Annotated in this window: 17 protein-coding genes and 1 tRNA gene; 10 read left to right on the top strand and 8 right to left on the bottom strand. The window is 63.4% G+C overall.

The features are described 5' to 3' along the window. Positions 1-154 precede the first annotated feature (154 nt). The gene (gene arfB / locus LLH00_00185) at positions 155-574 is read right to left on the bottom strand and encodes an aminoacyl-tRNA hydrolase (protein ID MCE5269685.1); all 420 of its coding nucleotides are present in this window, start codon (positions 572-574) and stop codon (positions 155-157) included. 41 nt (positions 575-615) lie between these two features. Then, positions 616-1,932: a DUF1080 domain-containing protein gene (locus LLH00_00180; GenBank protein ID MCE5269684.1), complete on the bottom strand. Its 1,317-nt coding sequence runs from the start codon at positions 1,930-1,932 to the stop codon at positions 616-618. Positions 1,933-2,180: 248 nt separating this feature from the next. Between LLH00_00180 and LLH00_00175 the strand changes: the two genes are divergently transcribed. Beyond that, a complete protein-coding gene (locus LLH00_00175; protein ID MCE5269683.1) occupies positions 2,181-3,794 on the top strand; it encodes a sodium:solute symporter in 1,614 nt (537 codons plus the stop codon). Between the two features lie 187 nt (positions 3,795-3,981). Here LLH00_00175 and LLH00_00170 read toward each other — a convergent pair whose 3' ends face one another. Both LLH00_00170 and LLH00_00165 read right to left on the bottom strand, forming a co-directional pair. Then, entirely contained in the window at positions 3,982-5,448 is a 1,467-nt protein-coding gene (locus LLH00_00170) for a family 10 glycosylhydrolase (protein ID MCE5269682.1), read from the bottom strand. 217 nt (positions 5,449-5,665) lie between these two features. After that, positions 5,666-6,874, bottom strand: coding sequence for a M20 family metallopeptidase (locus LLH00_00165; GenBank protein ID MCE5269681.1), 1,209 nt, complete (start codon positions 6,872-6,874; stop codon positions 5,666-5,668). A 334-nt stretch (positions 6,875-7,208) separates the two neighbouring features. Between LLH00_00165 and LLH00_00160 the strand changes: the two genes are divergently transcribed. Together LLH00_00160 and LLH00_00155 are read left to right on the top strand one after the other, a co-directional pair. Continuing rightward, complete coding sequence (locus LLH00_00160; protein ID MCE5269680.1) at positions 7,209-7,394, top strand: ferredoxin; 186 nt, start codon at positions 7,209-7,211, stop codon at positions 7,392-7,394. Positions 7,395-8,284: 890 nt separating this feature from the next. Beyond that, entirely contained in the window at positions 8,285-8,797 is a 513-nt protein-coding gene (locus LLH00_00155) for a cob(I)yrinic acid a,c-diamide adenosyltransferase (GenBank protein MCE5269679.1), read from the top strand. Between the two features lie 111 nt (positions 8,798-8,908). Here the strand turns inward: LLH00_00155 and LLH00_00150 are convergent, their stop codons facing one another. The 3 genes from LLH00_00150 to pdxB form a co-directional block, all read right to left on the bottom strand. Further along, complete coding sequence (locus tag LLH00_00150; GenBank protein MCE5269678.1) at positions 8,909-10,714, bottom strand: phosphoenolpyruvate carboxykinase; 1,806 nt, start codon at positions 10,712-10,714, stop codon at positions 8,909-8,911. Between the two features lie 162 nt (positions 10,715-10,876). Then, on the bottom strand, positions 10,877-12,298 hold the full coding sequence (locus tag LLH00_00145; protein ID MCE5269677.1) for an Nramp family divalent metal transporter: 1,422 nt from the start codon (positions 12,296-12,298) through the stop codon (positions 10,877-10,879). 86 nt (positions 12,299-12,384) lie between these two features. Further along, a complete protein-coding gene (pdxB, locus tag LLH00_00140) occupies positions 12,385-13,542 on the bottom strand; it encodes a 4-phosphoerythronate dehydrogenase PdxB (GenBank protein ID MCE5269676.1) in 1,158 nt (385 codons plus the stop codon). A gap of 167 nt (positions 13,543-13,709) precedes the next feature. On the opposite strand from pdxB, the gene gndA reads away from it, so the two are divergent. After that, entirely contained in the window at positions 13,710-15,122 is a 1,413-nt protein-coding gene (gene gndA, locus LLH00_00135; protein ID MCE5269675.1) for an NADP-dependent phosphogluconate dehydrogenase, read from the top strand. Positions 15,123-15,446: 324 nt separating this feature from the next. Here the strand turns inward: gndA and LLH00_00130 are convergent, their stop codons facing one another. Continuing rightward, on the bottom strand, positions 15,447-15,980 hold the full coding sequence (locus tag LLH00_00130) for a transposase (GenBank protein MCE5269674.1): 534 nt from the start codon (positions 15,978-15,980) through the stop codon (positions 15,447-15,449). A 461-nt stretch (positions 15,981-16,441) separates the two neighbouring features. On the opposite strand from LLH00_00130, the gene LLH00_00125 reads away from it, so the two are divergent. The 6 genes from LLH00_00125 to LLH00_00100 all read left to right on the top strand — a co-directional run. Next, positions 16,442-17,842, top strand: coding sequence for an APC family permease (locus LLH00_00125; GenBank protein ID MCE5269673.1), 1,401 nt, complete (start codon positions 16,442-16,444; stop codon positions 17,840-17,842). 119 nt (positions 17,843-17,961) lie between these two features. After that, complete coding sequence (locus LLH00_00120; GenBank protein ID MCE5269672.1) at positions 17,962-20,106, top strand: UvrD-helicase domain-containing protein; 2,145 nt, start codon at positions 17,962-17,964, stop codon at positions 20,104-20,106. Positions 20,107-20,206: 100 nt separating this feature from the next. After that, positions 20,207-20,283 (top strand) — tRNA-Val (locus tag LLH00_00115). 502 nt (positions 20,284-20,785) lie between these two features. Then, entirely contained in the window at positions 20,786-21,340 is a 555-nt protein-coding gene (locus LLH00_00110) for a type IV toxin-antitoxin system AbiEi family antitoxin domain-containing protein (GenBank protein MCE5269671.1), read from the top strand. Between the two features lie 284 nt (positions 21,341-21,624). Continuing rightward, positions 21,625-21,936, top strand: coding sequence for a hypothetical protein (locus tag LLH00_00105; protein MCE5269670.1), 312 nt, complete (start codon positions 21,625-21,627; stop codon positions 21,934-21,936). Beyond that, the coding region (locus LLH00_00100) for a hypothetical protein (GenBank protein MCE5269669.1) at positions 21,921-22,114 on the top strand (194 nt) is incomplete at its 3' end. The genes LLH00_00105 and LLH00_00100, both read left to right, overlap by 16 nt.

Raw genomic sequence — 22,114 nt, 5'->3', positions numbered from 1 at the left:
AACCCCCGTCCGCCTGCGGCGGCCACCCCCTTTGCCAAGGGGGATTCAGGACAGCCCCCTCCAGCCTCCAATCATGTGACGGCTTTTGTGGTTTTATTCCCCCTTATAAAAGGGGGATACAGGGGGTTGTGCATTTCATTCCGCCGCTGCCCCCCTACTCCTCCACCTTTCCCCTTAGCCTTTTTTTCTCCCCTTGCCTCTTTTTTGCCTCCAGGCGTTTCTCTTTCGCGGCGCGGGAGGGCCGGGTCCGCTTGCGGGGCTTGGGCGGCGGCTCCAGGGCGCGGGCAATGAGCGCCACCAGGCGGGCGCGCGCCTCCAGACGGTTGGCCTCACGGGTGCGGAACCGTCGCGCCTCGATTATTATCTCCCCCTCGGCCGTGGCCCTTTTGCCGGCCAGGCGCAGGAGGCGCGCTTGCACCTCCTGCGTCAGGACCGGGCAATCGGTCACATCGAAACGCAACTGCACCGCGCTGGCGACCTTGTTCACATTCTGGCCGCCCGGGCCGCTCGAGCGGATGAAGCTCTCGCTCAGCCAGCTTTCATCCAGGCTTATTCCGGGCGCGATATCTATCATCCGCTCGCGTTCAGCCCCTCAGGCGCGGGTTCCCGCGCGTCTCAGGGCAGCTCCTTGAGGTAGATGTTGGCGAACTGGATCGGGTCGCCGTGGTGCTGAAGGGCGATGGGGCCGGTTTCGGGCACGCCGGGAAGCTCGGCCTTGTCGATCACCAGCTTGCCGTTCTCGTACACGGTGACCACATTGCCCTCCAGGGTGATCTCGAAACGGTTCCACTCACCGATGGGCTTGTCGGCGTTCTGGATCGGAGTGACACCGCGACGCACCTCGGGCGGCATCTGCTCGTCCATCCGGTAGCCGTAGAACTCGCCCGAGCCGACCGGCCAGTTCCAGATATTCACCTGGGCCTTGGAGCTGCCCCGCAGGTAGATGCCACTATCACCGGCATCCAGGACCGGGACTTTCACCTCGGCGCCCTTCTCGTCTTTCAGGTGGCTGCCATCCGGCAGGACCACGGGCACGGTGTCGATCAAGGCCTCGCCCGGCTGGCGCCAGTCCACGATCAGCTTGAAATTCTTGTAGTCTTTCTCGCTCCAGAGGTTCTTGTCCTCGCCCTCGGCCTCGCTCTTGCCGTCATAGTCCAGCACCCAGTCCTTGGCGCTCCAGTGGCCCACGTTGCCGGGGACCTGTTTCCAGCCGCGCAGATCCAGGCCGGTGTAGAGGCTCTTGTAGCCCTCATCCTCCTTGGCTGTCACCTCGGGGCGCGGGTTGGAGCTGGGCAGCTCGCTGATCCGGATGTTGCGGAAATAGACCAGGCTCCCCTCGCTCTCCAGGCAGATGTAGCCCTTGCGCGGGTTGCAGTAGTAGGCCCGGTTGGCCTCCTGGCCGTTGACCCACAGCCGCAGCACGCCGTCGCGGCTTTCCAGGCGGTAGCGGTTCCACTGGCCGGCCGGTTTGGCTGCCTCGACCCAGGGAAGCGCCCGCTGCCAGCCCTCGGGGTGCGGACGGGAGGGGGTGAGCGAGGCGCCGTGGATCGAGAAAATGTCGCCATGGTTGCCGTCCATGATCTGCACCTCGATGGCGCGGGTGAACGGCTGCCCCGGCGCGGTGATCGCGTCCGAATGCACGAACAGCCCGGCGTTGCCGCCGGCCACGGTGTGCTGCCACTCCAGCTCCAACACGTAGTTCTCGTACATCTTGTCCGTGCGCAGCACCCCGGTGGGCGCCCCGGTGCAGACAATCATGTTGTCCTTGACCGACCAGGTCTCGGGCGCGCAGTTGACATTCACCCAGCCCGTGAGGTCCTTGCCGTCGAACAAGGGCGTGAAACTGGTCCCGGCGCTGGAGGGCCCGCAGGCGAAGAAACTCCAGAGCGCGGCTATCACGACAGCGGCCAGCACGAAATAAAGCTTTCTCATCCGGACACCTCCAGGCGAAAGCATGGACAACGGGACGGCCCGCGCGGGGCCGACAGGACAGGAAACGGGCCACTCTGTCAAGAAATGTGCGGGTTCCGACGGAATCATTGTAGCGCAAGCCGCGGGGCAAGTCAATCCGCAAGCGTGGGGACAAATCTTGACAGGAGCGCGGCGGCGGCTGCAAAATTGTTTGACGCACCTCTCCCCGTTTCTCCCGTGGCAACCGTCTGTCAGGGGGACCTCCGCACATGATCCATTTCAACTGGCTCGACTGGTTCTGGGTAATCGCCTACATAGTCCTGATGGTCGCCACCGGTGTGCTGTTCCACCGTCTGGCCTCACGCGGCGAGGCCGATTTTTTCCTGGCCGACCGCGACCTTCCCTGGTGGCTGCCCGCCACCAGTGTCTACGCCACCCACACCGCCACCGACACGCCGATCTGGATGGGCGGGGTGATCTACCGCTACGGCCTGTCGGGCATCTGGTACTCGTTTTTCTGCGCCTGGTGCGCGGTGAGCGCTTTCGTGAGCACGCGGATTTTCCGGCGCTCGGTGGCCTACACCCAGGCCGAGTGGCAAAGCCTGCGCTTCTCGGGCCTGGGGGCGGAGCTTCTGCGCGGCTGGCTCGCCGGCTGGCAGGTGTTCATGAACATGTTCATCCTGGGCTGGGTGGGGATCGCCATGGGACGGGTGTTTCATTTCCTGTTCCCGATCTACCCGGACTGGGTCGGGATGATCCTGTTCAGCGGTATCTGCGCGGTGTACGTGCTGTTCTCGGGCTACTGGGGTGTGGTGATGGCCGATTTCCAGCAGGGGGTGATCGCGTTCGGAGTGATCCTGATCGTCTCGGCCTGGGAAATCTGGGCCGCGGGCGGGCCGAGCGGGATAATGGACAAGCTGGCCGCCCTGGGCCAGTCCTGGCGCGCCGACCCGTTCCATTTCACCGGCTGGTGGAGCGGCGATTTCCCCATCGCCTGGTTTGTCACCATGATCCTGGTGGCCCTTCTGGGCGGACTGGGCATGGGGACCAACCTCGACTGGTACGTGGAGGCGCAGCGTATCCAGAGCGCGCGCACGGTGCGGGACGCCAGCTACTCGATCTGGACCGGCACGGCCCTGGTGCTGACCCGCAACGCCCTGTGGGCCCCGGCCATCCTGGGGTTCTATGTGCTGTTCCCCGCGGTGGCCGACCCCACGCAGTACGAGATGGCCTGGTACGTGTTCGGGTTCAAGGTGCTGCCCGCCGGCATGGTGGGGTTCTTCTTCGCCGCGATCCTGGCGATCCATTTCAGCAGCGTGGCCACACTGCTGAACCTGGGGGCGATGTACTACACCCGCGACATCTACCACCACTACCTGAACCCGCGGGCGAGCGAGAAACGCCTGGTCTGGATCGGACGGGTCAGCACCCTGGCGATCCTGGTAGGATCGTTCTTCTACGGCATGATGATGGAGAATATCACCCGCTGGCTGATTTTCGCCCTCTGGATCATGGCCGCTGGGTCCTGGCTGCCCTCGATCCTGCAGGTGGTGTGGTGGCGGTTCAACAGTTGGGGGTTCCTGGCGAGCTGGCTGGCCAACCTGTTGCTCTCGTGGCTGGTGGTCTGGGTGCTGCCGGCCTACGGTATCCTGCCCGAGCTGCTGGACTACCAGCAGTTCTGGCTGCTGCTGGGGTTGGGGCTCTTGATCTACCTGCCGGTGACCTATCTCACCCCGCCGGATGACATGAAACGCCTGGTGCGGTTCTATGTGATGAGCCGTCCGATCGGCTGGTGGGGCCCGGTGCACCGCGAGGCCGTGCGGCTGGGGATGCTGCACCCGGAAACCGGAGCGGCTCTGCAGACAGCGGAAAACAACGGTTGAGAGCGGGATAATGGACTGGAAACGCAAGGGCACGCCGCGGCGTGCCCTTTTTTGTCTGAATCACGGATAGAGAAAAACAGGGCACGGCGCTTTTACTTGGCGCTGCGGTCCGCTGCGACTGCCCGGAGGATGGGGCAGGCAAGAGGCCTGCCCCTGCAGATTATCGGATAAAACTGACATTGCTCCCCTACTCCACCTGGAACGGGAAACTGCGGGCCACGAACGGTTTTTTCTCACCCGTGCTCAGGGTCATCTGACCGGCCAGGGCCAGACGGTACCGTCCGGGGGCAGGCGCGGTGAGGCCGGCTTTGTGCACAACGGCCCGGTCCAGGTCCAGGCTGCCCAGCGTGGAGAGCGCCTCGCCAGTCACTTTTTCCAGGAGCAGATCCCCGCTCACCCGGCTCACACCCTCGCGCAGCTTGGCCCGCAGCATCACCACTGTCTCGAAATCGATGTTCTGTCCGGGCGAGTAGACCGGGAAACCCTCCGCGGTGCGGCGGGACGGCTCGGCCAGGTGGAACCGGGTCTCGGGCGCGCGGTGCGGGAAAATGGCCTTGCCCTGGGTGAGGCTCTTGCCCGCCTGGTCCAGCACCTTGAGCAGGGATTCGATCTCGAACGCCACGAAACCGTCCTGACCACGCTCACGCCCCAGGCGCACCATTGTCTGCAAGTCCTCAAAACCCTTGAACTCGTACATGCCCAGGCCGGTGTAGAACGGCGCCACGCCGCGGATGAGATCGAGCTGCGGGGTGATAGCCTTGACGAAATTCTCCGGTTTCGTGTCATAGTCCATCGGGCAGATAAAGTCCAAGATGCCCTCGTCCACCCATTTCCACCACTGCTGGGCATCGCTCAGGCTGGCCCAGTCGATGCTGGGGCGGGCAGCCAGGGAGACACAGACATACGGGTCACGGCGGTGGATATCCAGCGCGATCTCGCGGGCCAGCGAGTGGATCAGCTTGCGGCGCCAGTTCTGGTAGATTTCGTGGTACTTGCCGCCCTTGGCGAAATCGGCGGGCCAGCCCGACATCTGCTCCTGCATCCCGGTCTCTGCGGCGAAATTGGCCTTGCAGGAGTCGCAGTAGCAGAGCGACTCATCCGCGTAGCGCATGTAATCGAAATGCACGCCGTCCACCGGGTAGCGCTCCGCCAGCTCCAGCATGGCGTCATGCTCCAGCTTGCGGTTGGCCGCCTGGGAGGGGCAGAGCCAGTCCTCCATCTTGCCCCAACCCTGCTCATCCATCACCTGGCTCACGCTCTTGCCCGCGCTGCTCACCTGGACCCGTCCGGCGGCGCGCAGGCTGTCCCGGTGGGCTTTGGTCGCACCGGTTGTGAACCAGTCGATACGCCAGACATGCACCTCGATCCCGTGCTTGTGGGCCGCCTCAAGGCAGAGTGCCAGCTCATCCCGCTGGCTGCGCATCGGGAGCACCGTGCTGGGGTAGAGGGCCTGGCCCGCGCTCTGCATACAGGGGAAAACCATGTTGAACCCGGCCGCCTCCAGGGCGGCCATGGTGGAGTCCCAGTTCATCCCGCGTGGGCTGCCGATCCAGGCGGCGCGGGCCTCACAGGTGGGGACTTCCGCCGCCGAGGCGGCTGAGCCGAAACCGAGGATACAGGCCGAGAACAAGGCGAGAAGTGGATTGAGACGCATTATTCCTCCAGGTGCGGTGCGGGTGAGAGATGTCAGCGGGAAGGGATTGAGTTCGACTTCAGGATAATTTAGATACAGTGCCTGCCGGACGGGAAGTTTTTTGTGCGGACAGGCCGGGCTTGTCGGTAGAGAATCGCAAGCCGCGGCGGGCCGAAAGAAAAGGGCAGGCACAGGGGCCTGCCCCTACATTTCTCTTAGACTCCTCAAGGTTGGCTCGCTAATCTTTCAGCGCCCCGCCGAACAGGCGCAGCGCGCTGAGCGAGAACACGGCCGAGCCGCGCCAGAGCACCGCCTCGTCGATGTCGAACACCGGGCAGTGGTGGTGGCTCAGGAAACCCGCCTCGGGGTTGTGGGCGCTCAGCCCGAAATAACAGCCCGGGGTGCGGGTCAGGAAAAAGGCCACGTCCTCGCCGCCCAGGCTGGGCTTGACCAGCGTGCGCACCTCGGCCTCGCCCAGCAGGTCCAGCGCGGCCTGGCGCACCAGGTCGCTCACCCGCGGGTTGTTCTGCACCACCGGGTTGATCCGGGTGTAGTTGAACTCGTAGCCGCAGCGGTGGACATTGGCCGTGTACTCCAGCACCTCACGGATACGGGCCTCCAGCAGGTCGCGCACGCCGTCGCGCAGGGTGCGCACAGTGCCGCGGAACGTGACCTCGGTGGGGATTATGTTCCTGGCGTTGCCGCCGTGGATTTCGCCCACCGTGATCACCGCGGTGTCGATGGGGTCGACGCTGCGGCTGACCACGGTGTGAAGCTGGGTGATCGCGGAACTGGCGGCCAGGACCGGGTCGGCGGTGGTGTGCGGGTAGGCCCCGTGGCCCCCGGCGGCTGTCATCGTGCAGTTGAACGAGTCCACCGCGGCCATGATCGGGATGTAGCCCACGCCCACCTGGCCCACCGTGAGTTCCTCGAAGATATTGCCGATATGCAGGCCGAGCACGAAATCCGGGCTCGGGTTCCCGAACGCCCCGCATTCGAGCATGCGCTGCGCTCCGCCCATGGTCTCCTCGGCGGGCTGGAACAGAACTTTAAGCGTGCCGCCCCACTTTTCCCGGTTACGCTGCAGGAACAGGGCCGCGCCCAGGGCCATCGCCGCGTGGGCGTCATGCCCGCAGGCGTGCATCCTGCCCGGATGGGTGCTGCCGTAGGGCCGCCCTGGCACCTCCTGTATCTCCAGGGCGTCGATGTCGGCGCGGATCGCCACCACCGGGCCGTTGCCGGCGCCCCCTTCGATCAGGGCCACCACCCCGGGGCCGTCGTAGCCCGGCTGAAGGCCGATCCCCTCCTGCTCCAGGAAACCGCGCAGGGCGGACTCGGTGCGGGGCAGGTCGAAACTGATTTCCGGTATGCGGTGCAGGCTGCGCCGCCATTCGACCAGGCGCGGCTGCAGCAGCTCTATCTGCTTTCTTACCTCTGTGGCGTCCATGATACCATCCCCTGTTCGCGGGCCCCGCTGTCCGTGACGGCGGGCCCTTGCCTTTGAGCCAGTATTTCCGCGCGCGGCTTCAGGGGCCGCGCGCCACACCTATATTATACGGTGGCGGGCTGCGGTCGGCAAACCTTTTCGCGTGAAATCGCCGTCCTGCGGGCGCTGCAGAGCGTTGTATCCACCGGGTGCCGTCTTGCGTTAATGACTGGGCGGGAAAAAAATCTCGCCAGATTGCTCATTGTTTATTAATTTGCATATACTATTTTCGGGCTGCGCACCTCTCTGCGGCCCGGCCAACGCGAACGAGGACTCAACCACCAGGAGGAATTGAATGAAAGCCAAGATCGACGCCAGCCTGTGCACGGGTTGCGGGCTTTGCCCGGACATCGCCCCCGAAGTGTTCGAGCTGACCGGCGAGACCGCCGAAGTTATCGCCGACCCGGTGCCCGCCGGGGCCGAGGCCAAGGCCAAGGAAGCCGCCGAGAGCTGCCCGGTCGAGGCGATCAGCGTGGCCTGATCGGTTCAGCCCTGTGAACGTAGAAGCCCGGTCGCTTGCGGCCGGGCTTTTTGTTTTGTCACAACATTCAAGGACTTCGTCTTGTTTCTTGTCTGCGGAAGAAGGCAAGAAATCGTATGTACTTTTCGTCGTGGCGAAAAGTACCAAAAGCCGTTTGGGGGCCGTAAACTCGCCCAAGCATTATTGGTCAATCTGCCAATGGTGTGCATGTGGCTCCTTCACGCTACCTGCGGTGCAGGGCGGCGCTGGCGCGCATCGCCCGCCAAGCACAGGGAGCCTCCCCACGGCTCCGGTGTGCGCGAGGCTTCTGCTCCGCTTCTGCGGAGAGGCTCAGACATACGGCCCCCGGGCGGCCCGGCGGGCCGCAGGTGGTAGAAGCCTCCAAAGCACAACCTTTACGGGGACCATCGGGACGACGCGGTTGCCTTTGGGGGCCGCGCCTGTCTGAGCCTCCCGCCAGGGCAGCGTGCAGTTGAGCGTGAAACGGCCCTGCCCGAAAACGCACCGCGGTATGGCGGCGATTCGCGGTAGCGCCGCCGCTGCACCGCGGCAGCGGAGAAAATGATCAATAAACACTCAAGGTCGCAGTAGAGATGTTGTCTGGACGAGTTTGCGGCCCCCGCTGGCTTTGCTGTTTTGGCCGAAACCAAAGCAGAAATTAAAGTCTTACGACTCATCACTGCAAGTTACCAAACCGGACAAAGCTGGGCCAGAGGACCGGGCACGGCGCGCCGTGCCCCGACACGCTACATGCCCAAAAGCCAACCTCAGGGCTTGACCTCCCCAGCCTGTCACCCAGCCTTGACCCGCCCGGCGTGCGCGCCTTATAATGCCTTTGGCTGCATTGAACCCGGAGTACTGTTCAATTTCACATAAAAGGGCGACAGCGGATGGACAAGGGGATCGCGATCCTGATCACCGGCAACGGCAAAGGCAAAACCACCTCGGCCCTGGGACAGACATTCCGCGCCCTGGGCCACGGCTGGAAAGTCTGTTTCCTGCAGTTCATCAAGGGTGACTGGCCGGCCGGCGAGCGCAAACTTGCGGAGAAGTTCGGCGACCAGTTGCTGCTGAAACCCCTGGGACAGGGGTTCACCTGGGAGGGCGAGCTGGCCGGGCACGTGAAAGCCGCCCGTGAAGCCTGGGACTACGCCGTGGCGGAGGCCATGAGCGACCGCTGGGACCTTCTGGTGCTGGATGAGCTGACCTATCTGGTGCGCTACAAGATGATTGCCGAGCAGGACATCCTCGACCTTCTGGCCCGTCGCCCGGCGCGACTGAATGTGCTTATCACCGGGCGCGGGGCGAGCGAGGGCCTTGTCGCCGCCTGCGATATCGTGAGCGAGGTGGCCCCGGTCAAGTTTCCGCAGGACACCCCGGCGCGCCAGGGTATCGAGTTCTGAGTTCAGGCCATGTCAGGGGTAAAAGCGTAGGGGCGGCCCCCTGTGGCCGCCCGAAAAAAGACGGCAGGCACGGGGGCCTGCCGCTACGATGATCGGTTTAGGGATCTGAGTTTACGCCTTTTTGCCCTCGCGGCGGGCGCGGGCGCGGCGCTGGATCAGGCGCAGCAGCTCGGCGGCCGCGGCCTCGGGGCCCTTGGCCTCGTAGCCCGGCACTGCCAGCCGGGTGCGCATCTGCCCCACCCAGACCCCGCCCTCGAACGCGGCCCGGAAAATCCGCTCGGCCAGCGGCTCGTGCAGGGAGCGGTACTGCACCGGGCCGAAGATGTTGGCGAAGTAGTTGCCCACCATGCCGGTGCTGGTGGTGGTGCCCTTGGTCATGGCCGCCCCGGCGCTGAACACCTCCAGGGCTTCCTGCATCGAATTGAACTCGCTCAGCACGGGGTGGTTCCGGTCCACGGCCTCGTAGTTGTTGGCGTACATCAGGAAATGTATCGGGTAGCCGTGGCAGACCTCGGCCAGCGAGGTGATCGGCAGCACCACGCGGGCGTTGGTTTTCTGCGGGCTCATCAGGATCGCGCGGTCGATCTGGCCGAAAGCGTAGCCGGCCTGGAGGTCATCCAGGCGCACGAAAGCCCCGATCTCGGTGCCGTAGCCGCGCAGAGCGCCGCTGTCACCGTCCACCTCGATCGAGCCCATGTCATCCGCCACCACCTTGATCGACTGGACCCGGTCGCCGCCCAGGCCGCGCAGGGCCTCGAGGGTCTCGCTCTTGCCGGTGGCTGTGTCCCCGATCAGAAGGATATTCGCGTAGTCGCCGTTCTTGAGCAGGATACGGCACATCGCCCCGTGGAACGGTATGCGCCCGCGTTTCATCATCGCCACGTTGTGCAGGGTCAGGGCCATCTTTTTCAGGTAGCCGAAATATCCGAACCGGTCCTCGCCCGGCACCGCGCCCACGAGCAGATTGTTGGCGCTGTCCTCGTAGAACACCGTGGGAAGACTGCCGAAACGGTTCATGTGGCCGGCCGGAGCGCCGAAAAGGTAGATCGCGTCCGGGGCGCGTTCGAGCGAGCTGTCCTCCGCCAGCTCGAACAGGTTGCTCAGCGACAGGCCCAGGTTGATGAAGCTGTGGTGGAAATAGATGAAGATCAGCACCTCGCCCACCTGGGCCGGGTAGCAGAGCCACTCCTCCGGGTTCAGCTCCATGCCCTCCAGCGGGTTGACCGCCACCCGCGCGAACTCGCCGGTGCGCTTGTTGATCGGCGGGTCGATGATGATGGGCGGATCGAGCCAGACCTGGCGGCAGAGCGGAATTTCGTGCAGCACGGCGTAGGGGCCATCCGGCAGCGGCAGGCTCTTGGTGACCGCGATCGCCCCGGCCTGGCAGCCGGCCTGCACCTGACGGTAGACCCGCGGGTGGTCGTTGGTCACGTTCTCGGCCACATCGCGGTAGGTGGCGCGAACAACATGAGTGAGCTGCTCCACCGTGCTATTGAACGTGCGGTAGGGACGGTTGTCGAACGACCAGGGCCCCTCCTCGCTCAGGCAGATCAGGTAGCGCTCCTTGTTGCGCCAGTAGTTGTAGAGCTGCTGGACGAAATCATCCAGCTGGGCACGGTGTTTGAGCAGGCGTTTGGCAAATGGCAGGATGCGGGCCAGGTCATCCAGCGAGGTGGCGGCCAGGGCGCGCATGAGGCCGATGATCCGGACCGCGGCGCGCTCGAACGGCTGGCTGCCGAACAGGTCGTGCCAGAGGACCGTGTCGTGATGGTGCAGGTGAGTGAGGAAATCGCGCACAATCACCTCGAAAATGTCGCTGCTCAGAAGCTCGCGCGGGCTGGAACAGACCTTGCCCCGTGTCTTTATCACGGCCTGCTTGCCGTAGAGGACCAGGTTTTTTCCGCTTGAAATCTGCATCCTCGCCTTCCCTCCCCGGTGGTTTCACTGTTGTGTGCGTGTGGACCCTTAAAAGCGCCATTCATTATACGAATTTCGGGGCCGGGGCGACAAGAAACGGGGGCATAAAAAATGGGGCCGCCGCTCAGGCAGCCCCGCTTTGTCGAATCTGTCTGCGATGTCCTACAGCAGGGTCGGTATTTTCACCAGTGCGAAATAGCCGAACACAAGGGCCGAGACCAGCAGCCCGGCCAGGAAGAACCAGCCCGGACGAAGCACCCGGCGGGCTTCCGCGCTCAACATCCGCGGGGCGATCCAGTACAGGGCCAACGCCACGATCAGCGCCTGGACCGGGCAGAGCAACAGGCCGTCCAGCACCGCGCCCAGCCGGACCAGCAGCAGCGGCTCCACCCCGAACGTGTTGATTATCACCATGTTGGTGAAAAAGAACACGGTCACGAAGGCGCGGAAAATTAGTTTCTGGGGCACTTTACGCAGGAGCGGCGGGAAAATTATCCGCAGACAGTCGCTCATCAGGCGCGGCCAGCCGGCATACTGGCAGACATTGGTGCTCACCATGGCCGCCACTCCGGCCAGAAGGAACAACACGGCCCCGGTGCGGCCCCAGAACGAGCCGAACAGCTCGCTGAGCTGGATCGCCACCTGGGCGCCGTTGGGGGCGATATGCAGCTTGCCCAGCACTCCCGCCCCGGCCAGCATGAAACAGCTTGTCACCAGGCTGCCCACGATCAGCGCCGTGGTGGCATCCGCGTAGACCACGTGGCACCAGCCCTTGACCCGCTTGGCCGTTTCGAGGTCCATCGAGGCCAGTTTCTCCTCATCCGCCGGGACTCCGAACCCGCCGTGCTCGGCCATGCCGTAACCGCTCTCCAGCACCCAGTAGGAGTACCAGACCTGGCTGGCAAACCCGCCCGCGGCCCAGCCCAACACGGGAAGCATCTCGGCCCAGACATTCGAGCTGCCCAGGGCGCCGCTCTCCAACGCCCACTGCGGTATGGACGGCAGGCTGAACCCGAACAGGCCCCGGAGCACCTCGCCCAGTCCCGTAGTGACGTTCCAGGCCACGTACAGCACGCCCGAGACCATGACCAGCACCAGGATCGAGGTGACCCACTTGACCGGGTCGAATTTGCCGGACCAGACCACGGCCACGCAGAACAAGGCCACGGCCCAGGCGACTATCGTATGGTTCACCGGGGTCAGCGCGCCGATGAAAGCCGCAGCGGCCACGCTAAGCCCGCTCATCGAGACCGCCCCGGCGGCGAACTGGCCGATCAGCACCAGCCAGACCGCCCACTTGCCCGGTCCCGGCACCCGGCCGAACATGTCCATCATCCCCTCGCCGGTCACGACTGTATAGCGCGCCCCGGACAGGCCGATCACGTACTTGAGGAAGATCGCCATCATCGGGGCCCAGAGGATCGCCGTGCCCAGCAGCGCGCCCAACCGGGTGCAGAGGATCACCTCGCCCGAGCCGATGTACTCTCCCGCCCAGACCAGGCCCGGCCCCACCAGCGCCAGGATAGTAATCCCCCGCGGAGGTATTTTCAGGCCGCCGTTCTCTTTTTTCGCGCTTTCCTCCATGACTTGGACCTTCCGCAGCGTTGGGGTGATCGGATGCCTAAATCAGGAATTGGTCCTGCCGCACCGGGCGGCGCTAAAGTTTCGTGTCAGGCCGAGATTTCCACCCGGAAGCCCAGCTTTTCGAGCGTGCCAGAGGCCGCGGCCAGGGATGGGTCGAGCTCCACGGTGAAAGCCTCGAACTCGCGCCGCACCCAGTATTCCTTGCGCATGCGGTCGAAATACGCGGCCCTCTCCGCGTCGCTTCCCAGCTTCAGCAGCTCGCGCATGCGGGCGTCATCCTCCAGGATCGGGTAGGCGGCCAGCACGGCCACGCCCACGGCTTGCTCGGGGTGCTCCACCTCACCCTCCACCCGGATACGCGCCACGTGCGGCGGCGGCAGAAGCGGGGCGGCGTCCCAGGAGGGCGCGCGCCCGAAATGGCGGCAGGCGGCCTGGTAGATCATGCTCGTGCCCCGCGCCTTGCCATCGAACGAGTACCCGGCGATGTGCGGTGAGCCGATCACCACTTTTTCCAGCAGCGAGAGGCGCACCTGCGGCTCGCCCTCCCAGACATCCAGCACGGCGGCGGCCACCTGCCCGCTGTCCAGTGCCGCCTCCAGGGCGGCGTTGTCGGCCACGGGGCCACGGGAGGTGTTGAGGATCACCACCCCGGGCTTGAGCCGCGCCAGGAACGCGCTGTCCAGAAGGTGTAAGGTCGGGTGCATCCCGCCCTTTTCCAGCGGCACGTGGAACGTGATTATATCGCAGTCGTAGATTTCCTCCAGCGGACGGTAGCGGCGGTCCCCTGTTTTCTCGGCCAGGGGCGGGTCGTTCAGCACCACCTCCAGGCCCAGCGCCGCGGCCCGGGCCGCCACCCGCCCGCCCACGTTGCCCACTCCCACCACGCCCAGTTTCTTGCCGTGCAGGCGGAAGCCCAGCTCGCCAGACAGGACAAACAGCGCGGCGGTGACATACTCGCCCACGGACACCGCGTTGCAGCCGGGCGCGCTGGCGAACCCGATCCCGGCCGAGGCCAGCCAGCCCATGTCCACATGATCGGTCCCGATAGTGGCCGTGCCCACGAACTTGACCGGGCTGCTCTCAAGCAGCTCGCGGTTCACCTTGGTCACCGAGCGCACGGCCAGGCAGTCGGCCCGGCTCACTGCCTCGGCTGTCATCTTGCGTCCCGGGGCCAGCGTTACCTCTCCCAGCGTGGAGAAAGCCTCGCGGGCGAACGGCATGTTCTCATCGGCGACGATTCGCATCCCCGTGATCCTTTCGAATGTTTACTTTAGCTTTCGGTTGCTTTTTCCTTGAAATCCGCCCTCAGCCCCCGTATATTTTAAATCCGGTGACCATTCGCTTTCCCGGCGGGATGGGCAAGAGTAAAATTAATCTCCTCAATCGCACAAGTAAATAAGGGAGTGGCAAGATGGCAAAAGCACAGATCGGCTTGATCGGCCTGGCGGTGATGGGCGAGAACCTGGTGCTCAACATCGAGCGCAACGGCTACCGCGTGGCGGTGTTCAACCGCACCGCGGCCCGCACCGAGGCTTTCGCCGCAGGCGGGGCCAAGGGCAAGAACATCGTCCCCACCTACTCGATGAAAGAGTTCGTCGAGGCCCTGGAGCGCCCGCGCCGCGTGATTATCATGGTCAAGGCCGGCGCGCCGGTGGATGGGATGATCGACGAGTTGAAGAAGCACCTTGACAAGGGCGACATCATCATCGACGGCGGCAACAGCCATTTCCCGGACACCGAGCGCCGCAGCACGCAGCTTGCCGCCGAGGGCTACCTGTTCATCGGCACCGGCGTCTCCGGCGGCGAGCTGGGCGCGCTCTGGGGCCCCTCGATCATGCCCGGCGGCCCCAAGGAGGCCTACGACCTGATCGCCCCGGTGCTGGAGAAAATGAGCGCCAAGGTGAACGGCGAGCCCTGCGTGAGCTACATCGGCCCGCGCGGCGCCGGCCACTACGTGAAGATGGTGCACAACGGCATCGAGTACGGCGACATGCAGCTTATCAGCGAGAGCTACGATATCCTGCGCCGGGTGCTCAAGCTGGACGCGAAGAAACTGCACGAGATTTTTGCCGAGTGGAACCGTGGCGAGCTGTCCAGCTACCTGATCGAGATCACGGCCGACATTTTCGCCAAGACCGACCCCGACACCGGCAAGGCCCTGGTGGATGTGATCCTGGACAAGGCCGGCCAGAAAGGCACCGGCAAGTGGACCAGCCAGAGCGCGCTGGACCTGGGCGCCCCCACCCCGACCATCAACTCCGCGGTCGAGGGACGAATCCTCAGCGCCTACAAGGATGAGCGCGTGGCGGCTTCGAAAGTCCTGAGCGGCCCCAAGGTGAACTACACCGGCGACCCGGCCAAGCTGATCGACGCGGTGCGCAAGGCTCTCTACGCCAGCAAGATCTGCTCCTACGCCCAGGGCATGGCTTTGCTCCGCGCGGCCAGCGCCGAGTACGGCTACAACCTGGATTTCAAGGAATGCGCCCGCATCTGGCGCGGCGGCTGCATTATCCGCGCCCGGTTCCTGGACCTGATCACGGACGCGTTCAAGAAGAACCCGGCTCTGCCCAACCTTCTGCTGGACGATTTCTTCCGCAAGGAAGTGGAGTCGCGCCAGGAGGCCTGGCGTTTCGTGGTCAAGACCGCGGTGGAGAACGGCATCCCGGCCCTGGCGATAAGCGGCTCGCTGGCCTATTACGACGCCTACCGCAGCGAGAGCCTTCCCGCCAACCTGATCCAGGCCCAGCGCGACTATTTCGGGGCGCACACCTACGAGCGCACCGACAAGCCGGGCTGGTTCCACACCGAGTGGCCGGAGAAGTAAGAGACAGTCACGGATTGCAGAGAATGAGAAGGGGCCGCTCCGGGAGTCCGGGGCGGCCCCTGTTTTGTTGGCAGTGGATGGTGAATGTCAGAGAAGACTACGCCACAATTGCCTGCGTCATGTGAGTACCATCTCAATACAGTATGAATAACCGTAATCCCGCAGACGGATGTTTTGCTCTGTCTGTACGCATAGTCAGGCATTTTTACTCGCGGGCGAGGCAGGCCTCGCCCCTACGAGAGGAAACAGAAATACGATCAGGCCTTAACCCTTTGGTTGTTTATCCCTTATTATCCTTTATGCGGCGGGGGAGAGCCGCGCGTTTCATCCCGGCCCGGTGAAAGGACCATTCAGCGTCTCCTTCCGTAGCGGGTTCAGAGCTATGTACTCTCGCGCCAGTTCCAGATCGGTTTGGTTACGGATGACGTGCTCGTAATAACCCCGCTGCCAGAGAGACCCCGGTGAAATGCCGGATTTACGCATCTCTCTGGTAACGGCGGCCTTGAAAGAGCCTACAACATCCCCGAGTTCCGGTAATTTTCCCCTGCCCGGCGCTGTCGTAGGGGCGAGGCCTGCCTCGCCCGGACCATCCAATTCAAATAGCAGAATGCCGTGCAGGTGGTCCGGCATGATAACCCAGGCATCCAACCCGACTCCGGTAAAATGCGCCGGGAGGTCCAACCAGTGTTTTTCAATAATCCTTCCGATTTCGGAAAGATCAACAGTCCCGTTTTTCAGCGCACCGAAAACCGACAGCCGTATTTCTGCACAGACCGTGACCATGTACGCGCCCGGGGAGGAATAATCATAATCCCGCAGGCGGATGTTTTTCCTCTGTCTGGGGGTGTCGTCAGGCATTGCTGCTCCGGGCGAGACAGGTCTCGCCCCTACGAGTGATTGAACGGATATACGGTCATATCTCGCCTAAACGAATGGTAATACTATCCAGATACAGAACTATGGTCAAGTCTTGTTACGAAAAAAGACAAACGCTGGTTATTCTCTGTAATATCCGAGCCATCCATCTTTTATCCGTGTAATCCGCGATTCACATTCCGGTGTAAACGGCGCGGGCGAGACAGGTCTCTCCCCTGCGAGAGGGAACAGAGATACGATCAGGCCGGAAATCTCCATTCCGTCGTTTTAACTTTCCGGCGCATCTCTCCTCTGCCTCTTCCCCGCGCTTATTTGTTGTCCGCTTGCCCGTGCAATGTTATTTTCCCCCTTCGAGCGGGAACGCCCGCCGTCCTATCGCCCGCCCCGGCGCCGGCCGTTTCCGGCCAGTCCTCCCGCATTCCCCGGTTGTCGGAGGCCTCTAAATGCCGGACACCCCTGCCGAATCCCCGGCCCAGCTCCGCCGCGTCCTCACCCTGGGTGACCTCGTTATCTACGGCATCATCCTGATCCAGCCCTGCGCCGCCATGCCCCTGTTCGGCTTCGCCAACCAGGAATCGGCCGGCCACGCCGTCACCGTGATCCTTCTGGCCATGGTCGCCACCCTGATGACCGCGATCAGCTACGGCCGCATGGCCAACCTCTACCCCTCGGCCGGAAGCGCCTATACGTACGTGGGACGCGGGCTTCACCCCTACCTGGGCTTTGTCGCGGGCCAGGCGATTTTCGTGGATTACCTGGTGGTGCCCATAATCTGCACGATCTACTGCGGCAGCGCGGCCAACGAGCTGGTCCGGTTCATCCCGGTGCAGGTCTGGTTCGTGCTGTTCGCAGTCAGCTTCATCTGGCTCAACCTGCGCGGGATCAAGACCACCAGCCGTTTCAGCTGGGCCCTGATGATAGTGATGAGCCTGGTGGTGTTCTGGTTCATGGGCGCGGCGGTTCAGCACATGTTCGCCCTGGGGGGCGCGGCGGCCCTGTTCAGCACGGCGCCGTTCTTCCACGCCGACACGTTCAACTGGAGCGTGATCGGCCGGGGCACCTCGCTGGCCGCGCTGACCTACATCGGGTTCGACGGCCTGACCACGCTGAGCGAGGAGGTGGAGAACCCGCGGCGCAACGTGATGCTGGCAACTGTGCTGACCTGCGTGATCACCGGTGTCTGGAGCGGGGCGCAGATCTACCTGGCCCAGTTGGCCGTGCCCTGGGGCGGCTGGGAGGGTTTCCTGCAGAGCATCCAGGTCACGGCCGGGATCACCGACCTGAACGAGACCCTCAACCGCGCGATGTTCGGCGTGGCGGGTATCGTTGGCGGCAGCCCCCTGCGATTCGCCCTGACCGTGGTCCTGCTCGTGGCCAGTGTGGGCAGCGGGGTGACCGGCCTGGCCGGCTGTGTGCGCGTGATGTACGGCATGGGCCGCGACCGCATGCTGCCGCAGAAATTCTTCGCCCACCTCAGCCCGCGTTTCGCCGTGCCCTCCTGGAACATCCTGCTGATCGGGGCAATCACCCTGATCGCGGCGTTCCCCCTGGACTACGGCCAGTGCGCGTTCCTGATCAATTTCGGCGCCCTGCTGGCCTTCGCCCTGGTCAACCTGGCCTCGATCCGGGTGTACTATTTCAAGAGCGGCAATTACGGGCTGGGTTCGTTTCTGAAGAATTTCCTGCCCCCGGCCGTGGGCGTAGTCGGCTGCATGCTGGTCTGGCTGAGCCTTCCCGCCCGCACGTTCATAATCGGCGGAAGCTGGCTGGGCCTGGGCCTGGTCTACTACGCGGTGCGCACACGCATGTTCACGCGCAGGATCGAGGTGCGCGACGTGTTCTGAGGGCCGCGGTTGCCCGTTTGAGGCGCAAGGCTGTATATTCAACCTGCCCCGACTCCTCTCCGGCCGATCCACGGCTGACTGAGGACCGGGGCAGGTCCGTTTGACCGGGGATATGCCGCGTGCCGGACAGAAAACCAGACAAAACCTGCTCGCGCTGGCTGGAGGGCCTCAACCCCGACCAGGCGCGCGCCGTGACCAGCCCCTCCGCGCGCCTTCTGATCCAGGCCGGGGCGGGAAGCGGCAAAACGACTGTTATCGTGCGCCGTATCCTGCACCTGGTGGACTGTCTGGGCGTGCCGCCCTCCTCGATCCTGGCCATCACTTTCACCCGCAACGCCGCCCGCGAGATGGCCCGCCGTCTGGCCGGCTCCCCGGCCCCGGAGAACGCCCTGCGCCGCGAGCCGCTCGGCAGCGTGCAGGTGCGCACGTTCCACTCCCTGTGCTATGTGCTGCTCAAGCGCCACTGGCGGCTTGTCTCCGAGCGGCCTCTGGTTCTGGTGACAGACAGCGCACCCAGCGGAGAGGCCCAGGACGGGGGCGAGGCCCCCACCACCAAGAGCGGCCTTCTGCTGGAGACGGTGCGGCGCTGTTTCGACCTTCCGCGCTACCGGGTGGCATTCAAGCGCTATCTCTGGAGCTGGCTCCTCAGTGCGGATGAGTCGGACCCGCACGGCGGCCTGTCCGACCCGCGCCAGGCCGCGATCGCCACGACTGGCGGCGTGACCGTGCGCTCTTGGGCCGAGCGGGATATCGCCAACTGGCTGACCAGGCACGGGATCAAGTTTGTCTATTCGGAAATCGCCCCTTGGAGCGCGCCCGCGTTCAGCCCGGATTTCCACCTGCCGGAACTCGACTGCTACCTGGAGATTTGGGAGCACGCTCAGGCTGATGCCCCGGCCCGCCAGGAGCGCCTGGCCCAGTACCGCATACGGGAGAAGCGCCTGATCCAGGTGGAGCGCGAGGAGCTGTTCGATTTCGCGGCCCTGGAGGCGCGCCTGGCCGAGTCGCTGCCCGAGTGTTTCCCGGACGGCTCTCCCTCTGGCGGCCCCTCCGACCTGGATGACCTTCTGAGCGAGGAGGCCGGCTATCCGGAGGCGGTGGGGAGTTTCATGGCCCAGGCCGAGGAGGTCTTGGACCGGATGAAGAACCACTCGATCCCGGTCGAGACCGTGGCCGAGCGGGCCAGGAATGAGAAAGACCGCCGCACGCGGGTGTTTTTCAGCCTCTTCCTGCCCCTGTACGAGCGCTACCAGGCCCTGCTGACCGAGCGCGGGGCGCTGGATTTCAACGACCTGATCCTGAAGACTGTGGCCCTGCTGCGCACCAATCCCGCCCTGCGCGAGCGCTTGCGCCGGCGCTGGCCCCATGTGCTGGTGGATGAGTACCAGGATGTCAACACACCCCAGGTGGACCTTCTGCGCGAGCTGGTCGGCCCCGGGAGCAGCCTGACCGCGGTGGGAGATGACTGGCAGAGCATCTACGGGTTCCGCGGCTCGGATGTGACCCATATCCGGAGCTTCGGCCAGGATTTCCCCGGGGCCGCCACAGTCACCCTGCGGCTCAACTACCGCAGCGGCAAGTCGATCGTGGATTTCGCCGCCTGGTCGATCCGCCGCAGCCGCCGGTACACCGATAAGCCGCTGCACGCCCTGAACCGCGACGTTCAGCCGGTGGTGCTCCACCGCGGCGTGCGTCTGAGTGAGGACGGTGTTGCCTGGGTGGTTGAGACCGCACAGGAGCTTATCGAGTGTTGCGGCTACGCGCCCGAGGACATCCTGGTGCTCTACCGCCGCAGTTCCAGTTTTCGTGTCCTGGGCGCGGCGCTCAGGCAGAGAGGCCTGAAGCTGCGCCACCTGACAATCCACGCGGCCAAGGGTCTGGAGGCCCCGGTGGTGTTCCTCTGGGGCGTGGTGGGAGGACGGGGCGGGTTCCCGAGCGTGTGGGATGACGGACGGATCGTGAGGCTGTTGCTTCCGCGCGACTACCAGAGCCGTCTGGATGAGGAGAAGCGGGTGTTTTACGTGGCCCTGACCCGCGCCCGTGAGCGGCTCTTTATCGTGACCGAGCGGCGCAACCTGTCCGAGTTCCTGGACAAGACCCCGGAGAGTTTTTTCCTGGACAGCGCGGTATTCCAGGCCGAGACACCCAAGAAACCGGGTGAGTATTTCTGCGCGGCCTGCGGGTCGCGCCTGGAGGGGAGCTGGATGTTCTGCCCCTACTGCTATCACGGTCTGCAGAGCGGGCCGCAGGGCGGTAGAGGCTGAATCAGCCACGGAATTAAGAATTAATTGGAGACGTTTTTGCTTGGGGTTTGACAAATCCGGCGGAGGGTGTTAGATTATCTTGCGCCACAACGACTTTAAAGGGCGATTAGCTCAGATGGTTAGAGTGCTTGCTTGACATGCAAGAGGTCACAGGTTCGATTCCTGTATCGCCCACCATAGAAATATCAAGGACTTGGGAGATTTTCTCAGGTCCTTTTTCTTTTCGTGAAATCAATCATCCCCACACTATTCCCCACAAGCAAAGAGTATTTCCAGGGCGGTCACGGTATATTCGTAGGATGGTCCATGGGTGTTCTTCCGACCTCCAGTTTATGGCTTGGCGATGGTTTTTTAGATTGACTCGAATTATCTGTCCGATCCGTTCAATCCGTCCGGGATGCTTACATGGAGCTAATCTGTCATCCTGACAGACAGTCAGTCCGCTGTCCATGCTGTCCGGCTGTCAATCAGATAGAAAGATGAATCCCTGGATCCTGTCTCGATAGGAGAAGAATTCCAACAGAGAACACCCCAGTGCTTGAACCCTGACTGCCTTCGAGGATGATGCTCGAATTGTTGACAAAATGCATAATAAGATATAACAACGTATAGTAACAAAGGCTGGTTCAGTGACCGAACTTGATTTGGACAAGCTTCTGGAAGAGCTGAGGGCCAGGGTATCCTCAGGACCAGTGAGATAACCGCACTGGGGGTGTACCGGGAGCAACTGAGAAGACTGGCGGACAGCGGCCGGGTGCTGAGGGTGGCCAGAGGGCTGTACGCCCTGCCGGAGCATGGGCGGACAGATCACCACTCACTGGCCCTGGCCGCCAAGCTCGTACCGCATGGGGTAGTCTGTCTGTTGTCAGCCCTGAGTTTCCACGGACTGACCGGCGGGACTCCGGAGCAGGTCTGGCTGGCTATTGATTTCAAAGCCCGGAAACCGAAGGTGGACACGCCCAGGTTAAGGGTAGTCAGATTCTCAGGTGAGGCCTTGTCCGAGGGTGTGGAGGAGCACCAGGTGGAGGGTGTCCCGGTGCGGGTGTATTCTCCGGCCAAGACAGTGGCCGACTGTTTCAAGTACCGGAACAAGATCGGCCTGGAAGTGGCGGTCGAGGCGTTGAAGGAAGGTTGGATGACCGGACGGATCAGTGCTGAAGAACTTAACCATTACGCCGTTGTCTGCAGGATGTCCCGGGTCAGGCAGCCATATATCGAGATGTTGACGTTATAGGACCCGAAAATCTGGAATAATAGTAGTCCTGCAGCAGTGTTACAGAGTGTTAACTTCGAGACGTCCAGCTTACCAGGCTGGACGTCTTATTTATGGTGCATATTTTGCGGAAAGGAGGCTCCCGTGGACCCGCAGATGAAGCATGATCCCAAAATTCTGGTCCATCACATCCCGGAGTTCCTTCCACAGTGTGAGGTGATCACCCGTCTGATGGCTGCCGATGTAAGATTGTTGGATGTATATGCCGCCTGGTGTGCGCTCGACTCGAACGTGTTCCTCGGGGGATGGACGGGAGTGAGAAGGTGACCCAGTTCAGCCTGACGCTGGACTATATTGACTTGTACAACGAGAGTATCGTAAACGGGACCCTGCAGACCGACGGGCCCTCGGTGTTCGACATGGAAGTGCTGCAGCAGTGCATAGGTTCCAGGCAGACCACGGTCGAGGTCCTGGAGGGGATGCTGGAATTCAGCTATGGCCACCTGGAGCATTTCACCGAGGTGAGGGAAAAGTTGTCCATCTGGTCGAGGAGTCGTCCCGAGGAGCAGAGGACAACAGCCGGACAGTCTGGGGGTGACTGGTGCAGGGAGTGGTAGAGACACGGGTGCGGCTGTCGGTGTTCAACACTGGGATTCTCCAGCACCTATACCATGATCTGATCGGCCGTCCGCTGGAGTGTGTGATCCCGCCGGTGTCGCCGCACAACCACCTCACCGAGGGAGGCCAACTGATTATCAGGACTATCCTCTGGGCCAAGAGGAAGTACCCCAGCCT

Source organism: bacterium (assembly GCA_021372515.1).
In the GTDB taxonomy this organism is placed as follows: Bacteria; Gemmatimonadota; Glassbacteria; order GWA2-58-10; family GWA2-58-10; genus JAJFUG01.
This window is presented reverse-complemented; position numbering and strand designations above follow the sequence as displayed.

What these genes read in the sequence shown, in the direction of transcription:
- LLH00_00165 (MCE5269681.1), bottom strand. Translation starts at nt 6,874, where the DNA reads ATGGACGCCACAGAGGTAAGAAAGCAGATAGAGCTGCTGCAGCCGCGC.
- LLH00_00105 (MCE5269670.1), top strand. Translation starts at nt 21,625, where the DNA reads ATGGACGGGAGTGAGAAGGTGACCCAGTTCAGCCTGACGCTGGACTAT.
- LLH00_00145 (MCE5269677.1), bottom strand. Translation starts at nt 12,298, where the DNA reads ATGGAGGAAAGCGCGAAAAAAGAGAACGGCGGCCTGAAAATACCTCCG.
- LLH00_00150 (MCE5269678.1), bottom strand. Translation starts at nt 10,714, where the DNA reads ATGCAGATTTCAAGCGGAAAAAACCTGGTCCTCTACGGCAAGCAGGCC.
- LLH00_00160 (MCE5269680.1), top strand. Translation starts at nt 7,209, where the DNA reads ATGAAAGCCAAGATCGACGCCAGCCTGTGCACGGGTTGCGGGCTTTGC.
- pdxB (MCE5269676.1), bottom strand. Translation starts at nt 13,542, where the DNA reads ATGCGAATCGTCGCCGATGAGAACATGCCGTTCGCCCGCGAGGCTTTC.
- LLH00_00175 (MCE5269683.1), top strand. Translation starts at nt 2,181, where the DNA reads ATGATCCATTTCAACTGGCTCGACTGGTTCTGGGTAATCGCCTACATA.
- arfB (MCE5269685.1), bottom strand. Translation starts at nt 574, where the DNA reads ATGATAGATATCGCGCCCGGAATAAGCCTGGATGAAAGCTGGCTGAGC.
- gndA (MCE5269675.1), top strand. Translation starts at nt 13,710, where the DNA reads ATGGCAAAAGCACAGATCGGCTTGATCGGCCTGGCGGTGATGGGCGAG.
- LLH00_00155 (MCE5269679.1), top strand. Translation starts at nt 8,285, where the DNA reads ATGGACAAGGGGATCGCGATCCTGATCACCGGCAACGGCAAAGGCAAA.
- LLH00_00180 (MCE5269684.1), bottom strand. Translation starts at nt 1,932, where the DNA reads ATGAGAAAGCTTTATTTCGTGCTGGCCGCTGTCGTGATAGCCGCGCTC.
- LLH00_00130 (MCE5269674.1), bottom strand. Translation starts at nt 15,980, where the DNA reads ATGCCTGACGACACCCCCAGACAGAGGAAAAACATCCGCCTGCGGGAT.
- LLH00_00170 (MCE5269682.1), bottom strand. Translation starts at nt 5,448, where the DNA reads ATGCGTCTCAATCCACTTCTCGCCTTGTTCTCGGCCTGTATCCTCGGT.
- LLH00_00125 (MCE5269673.1), top strand. Translation starts at nt 16,442, where the DNA reads ATGCCGGACACCCCTGCCGAATCCCCGGCCCAGCTCCGCCGCGTCCTC.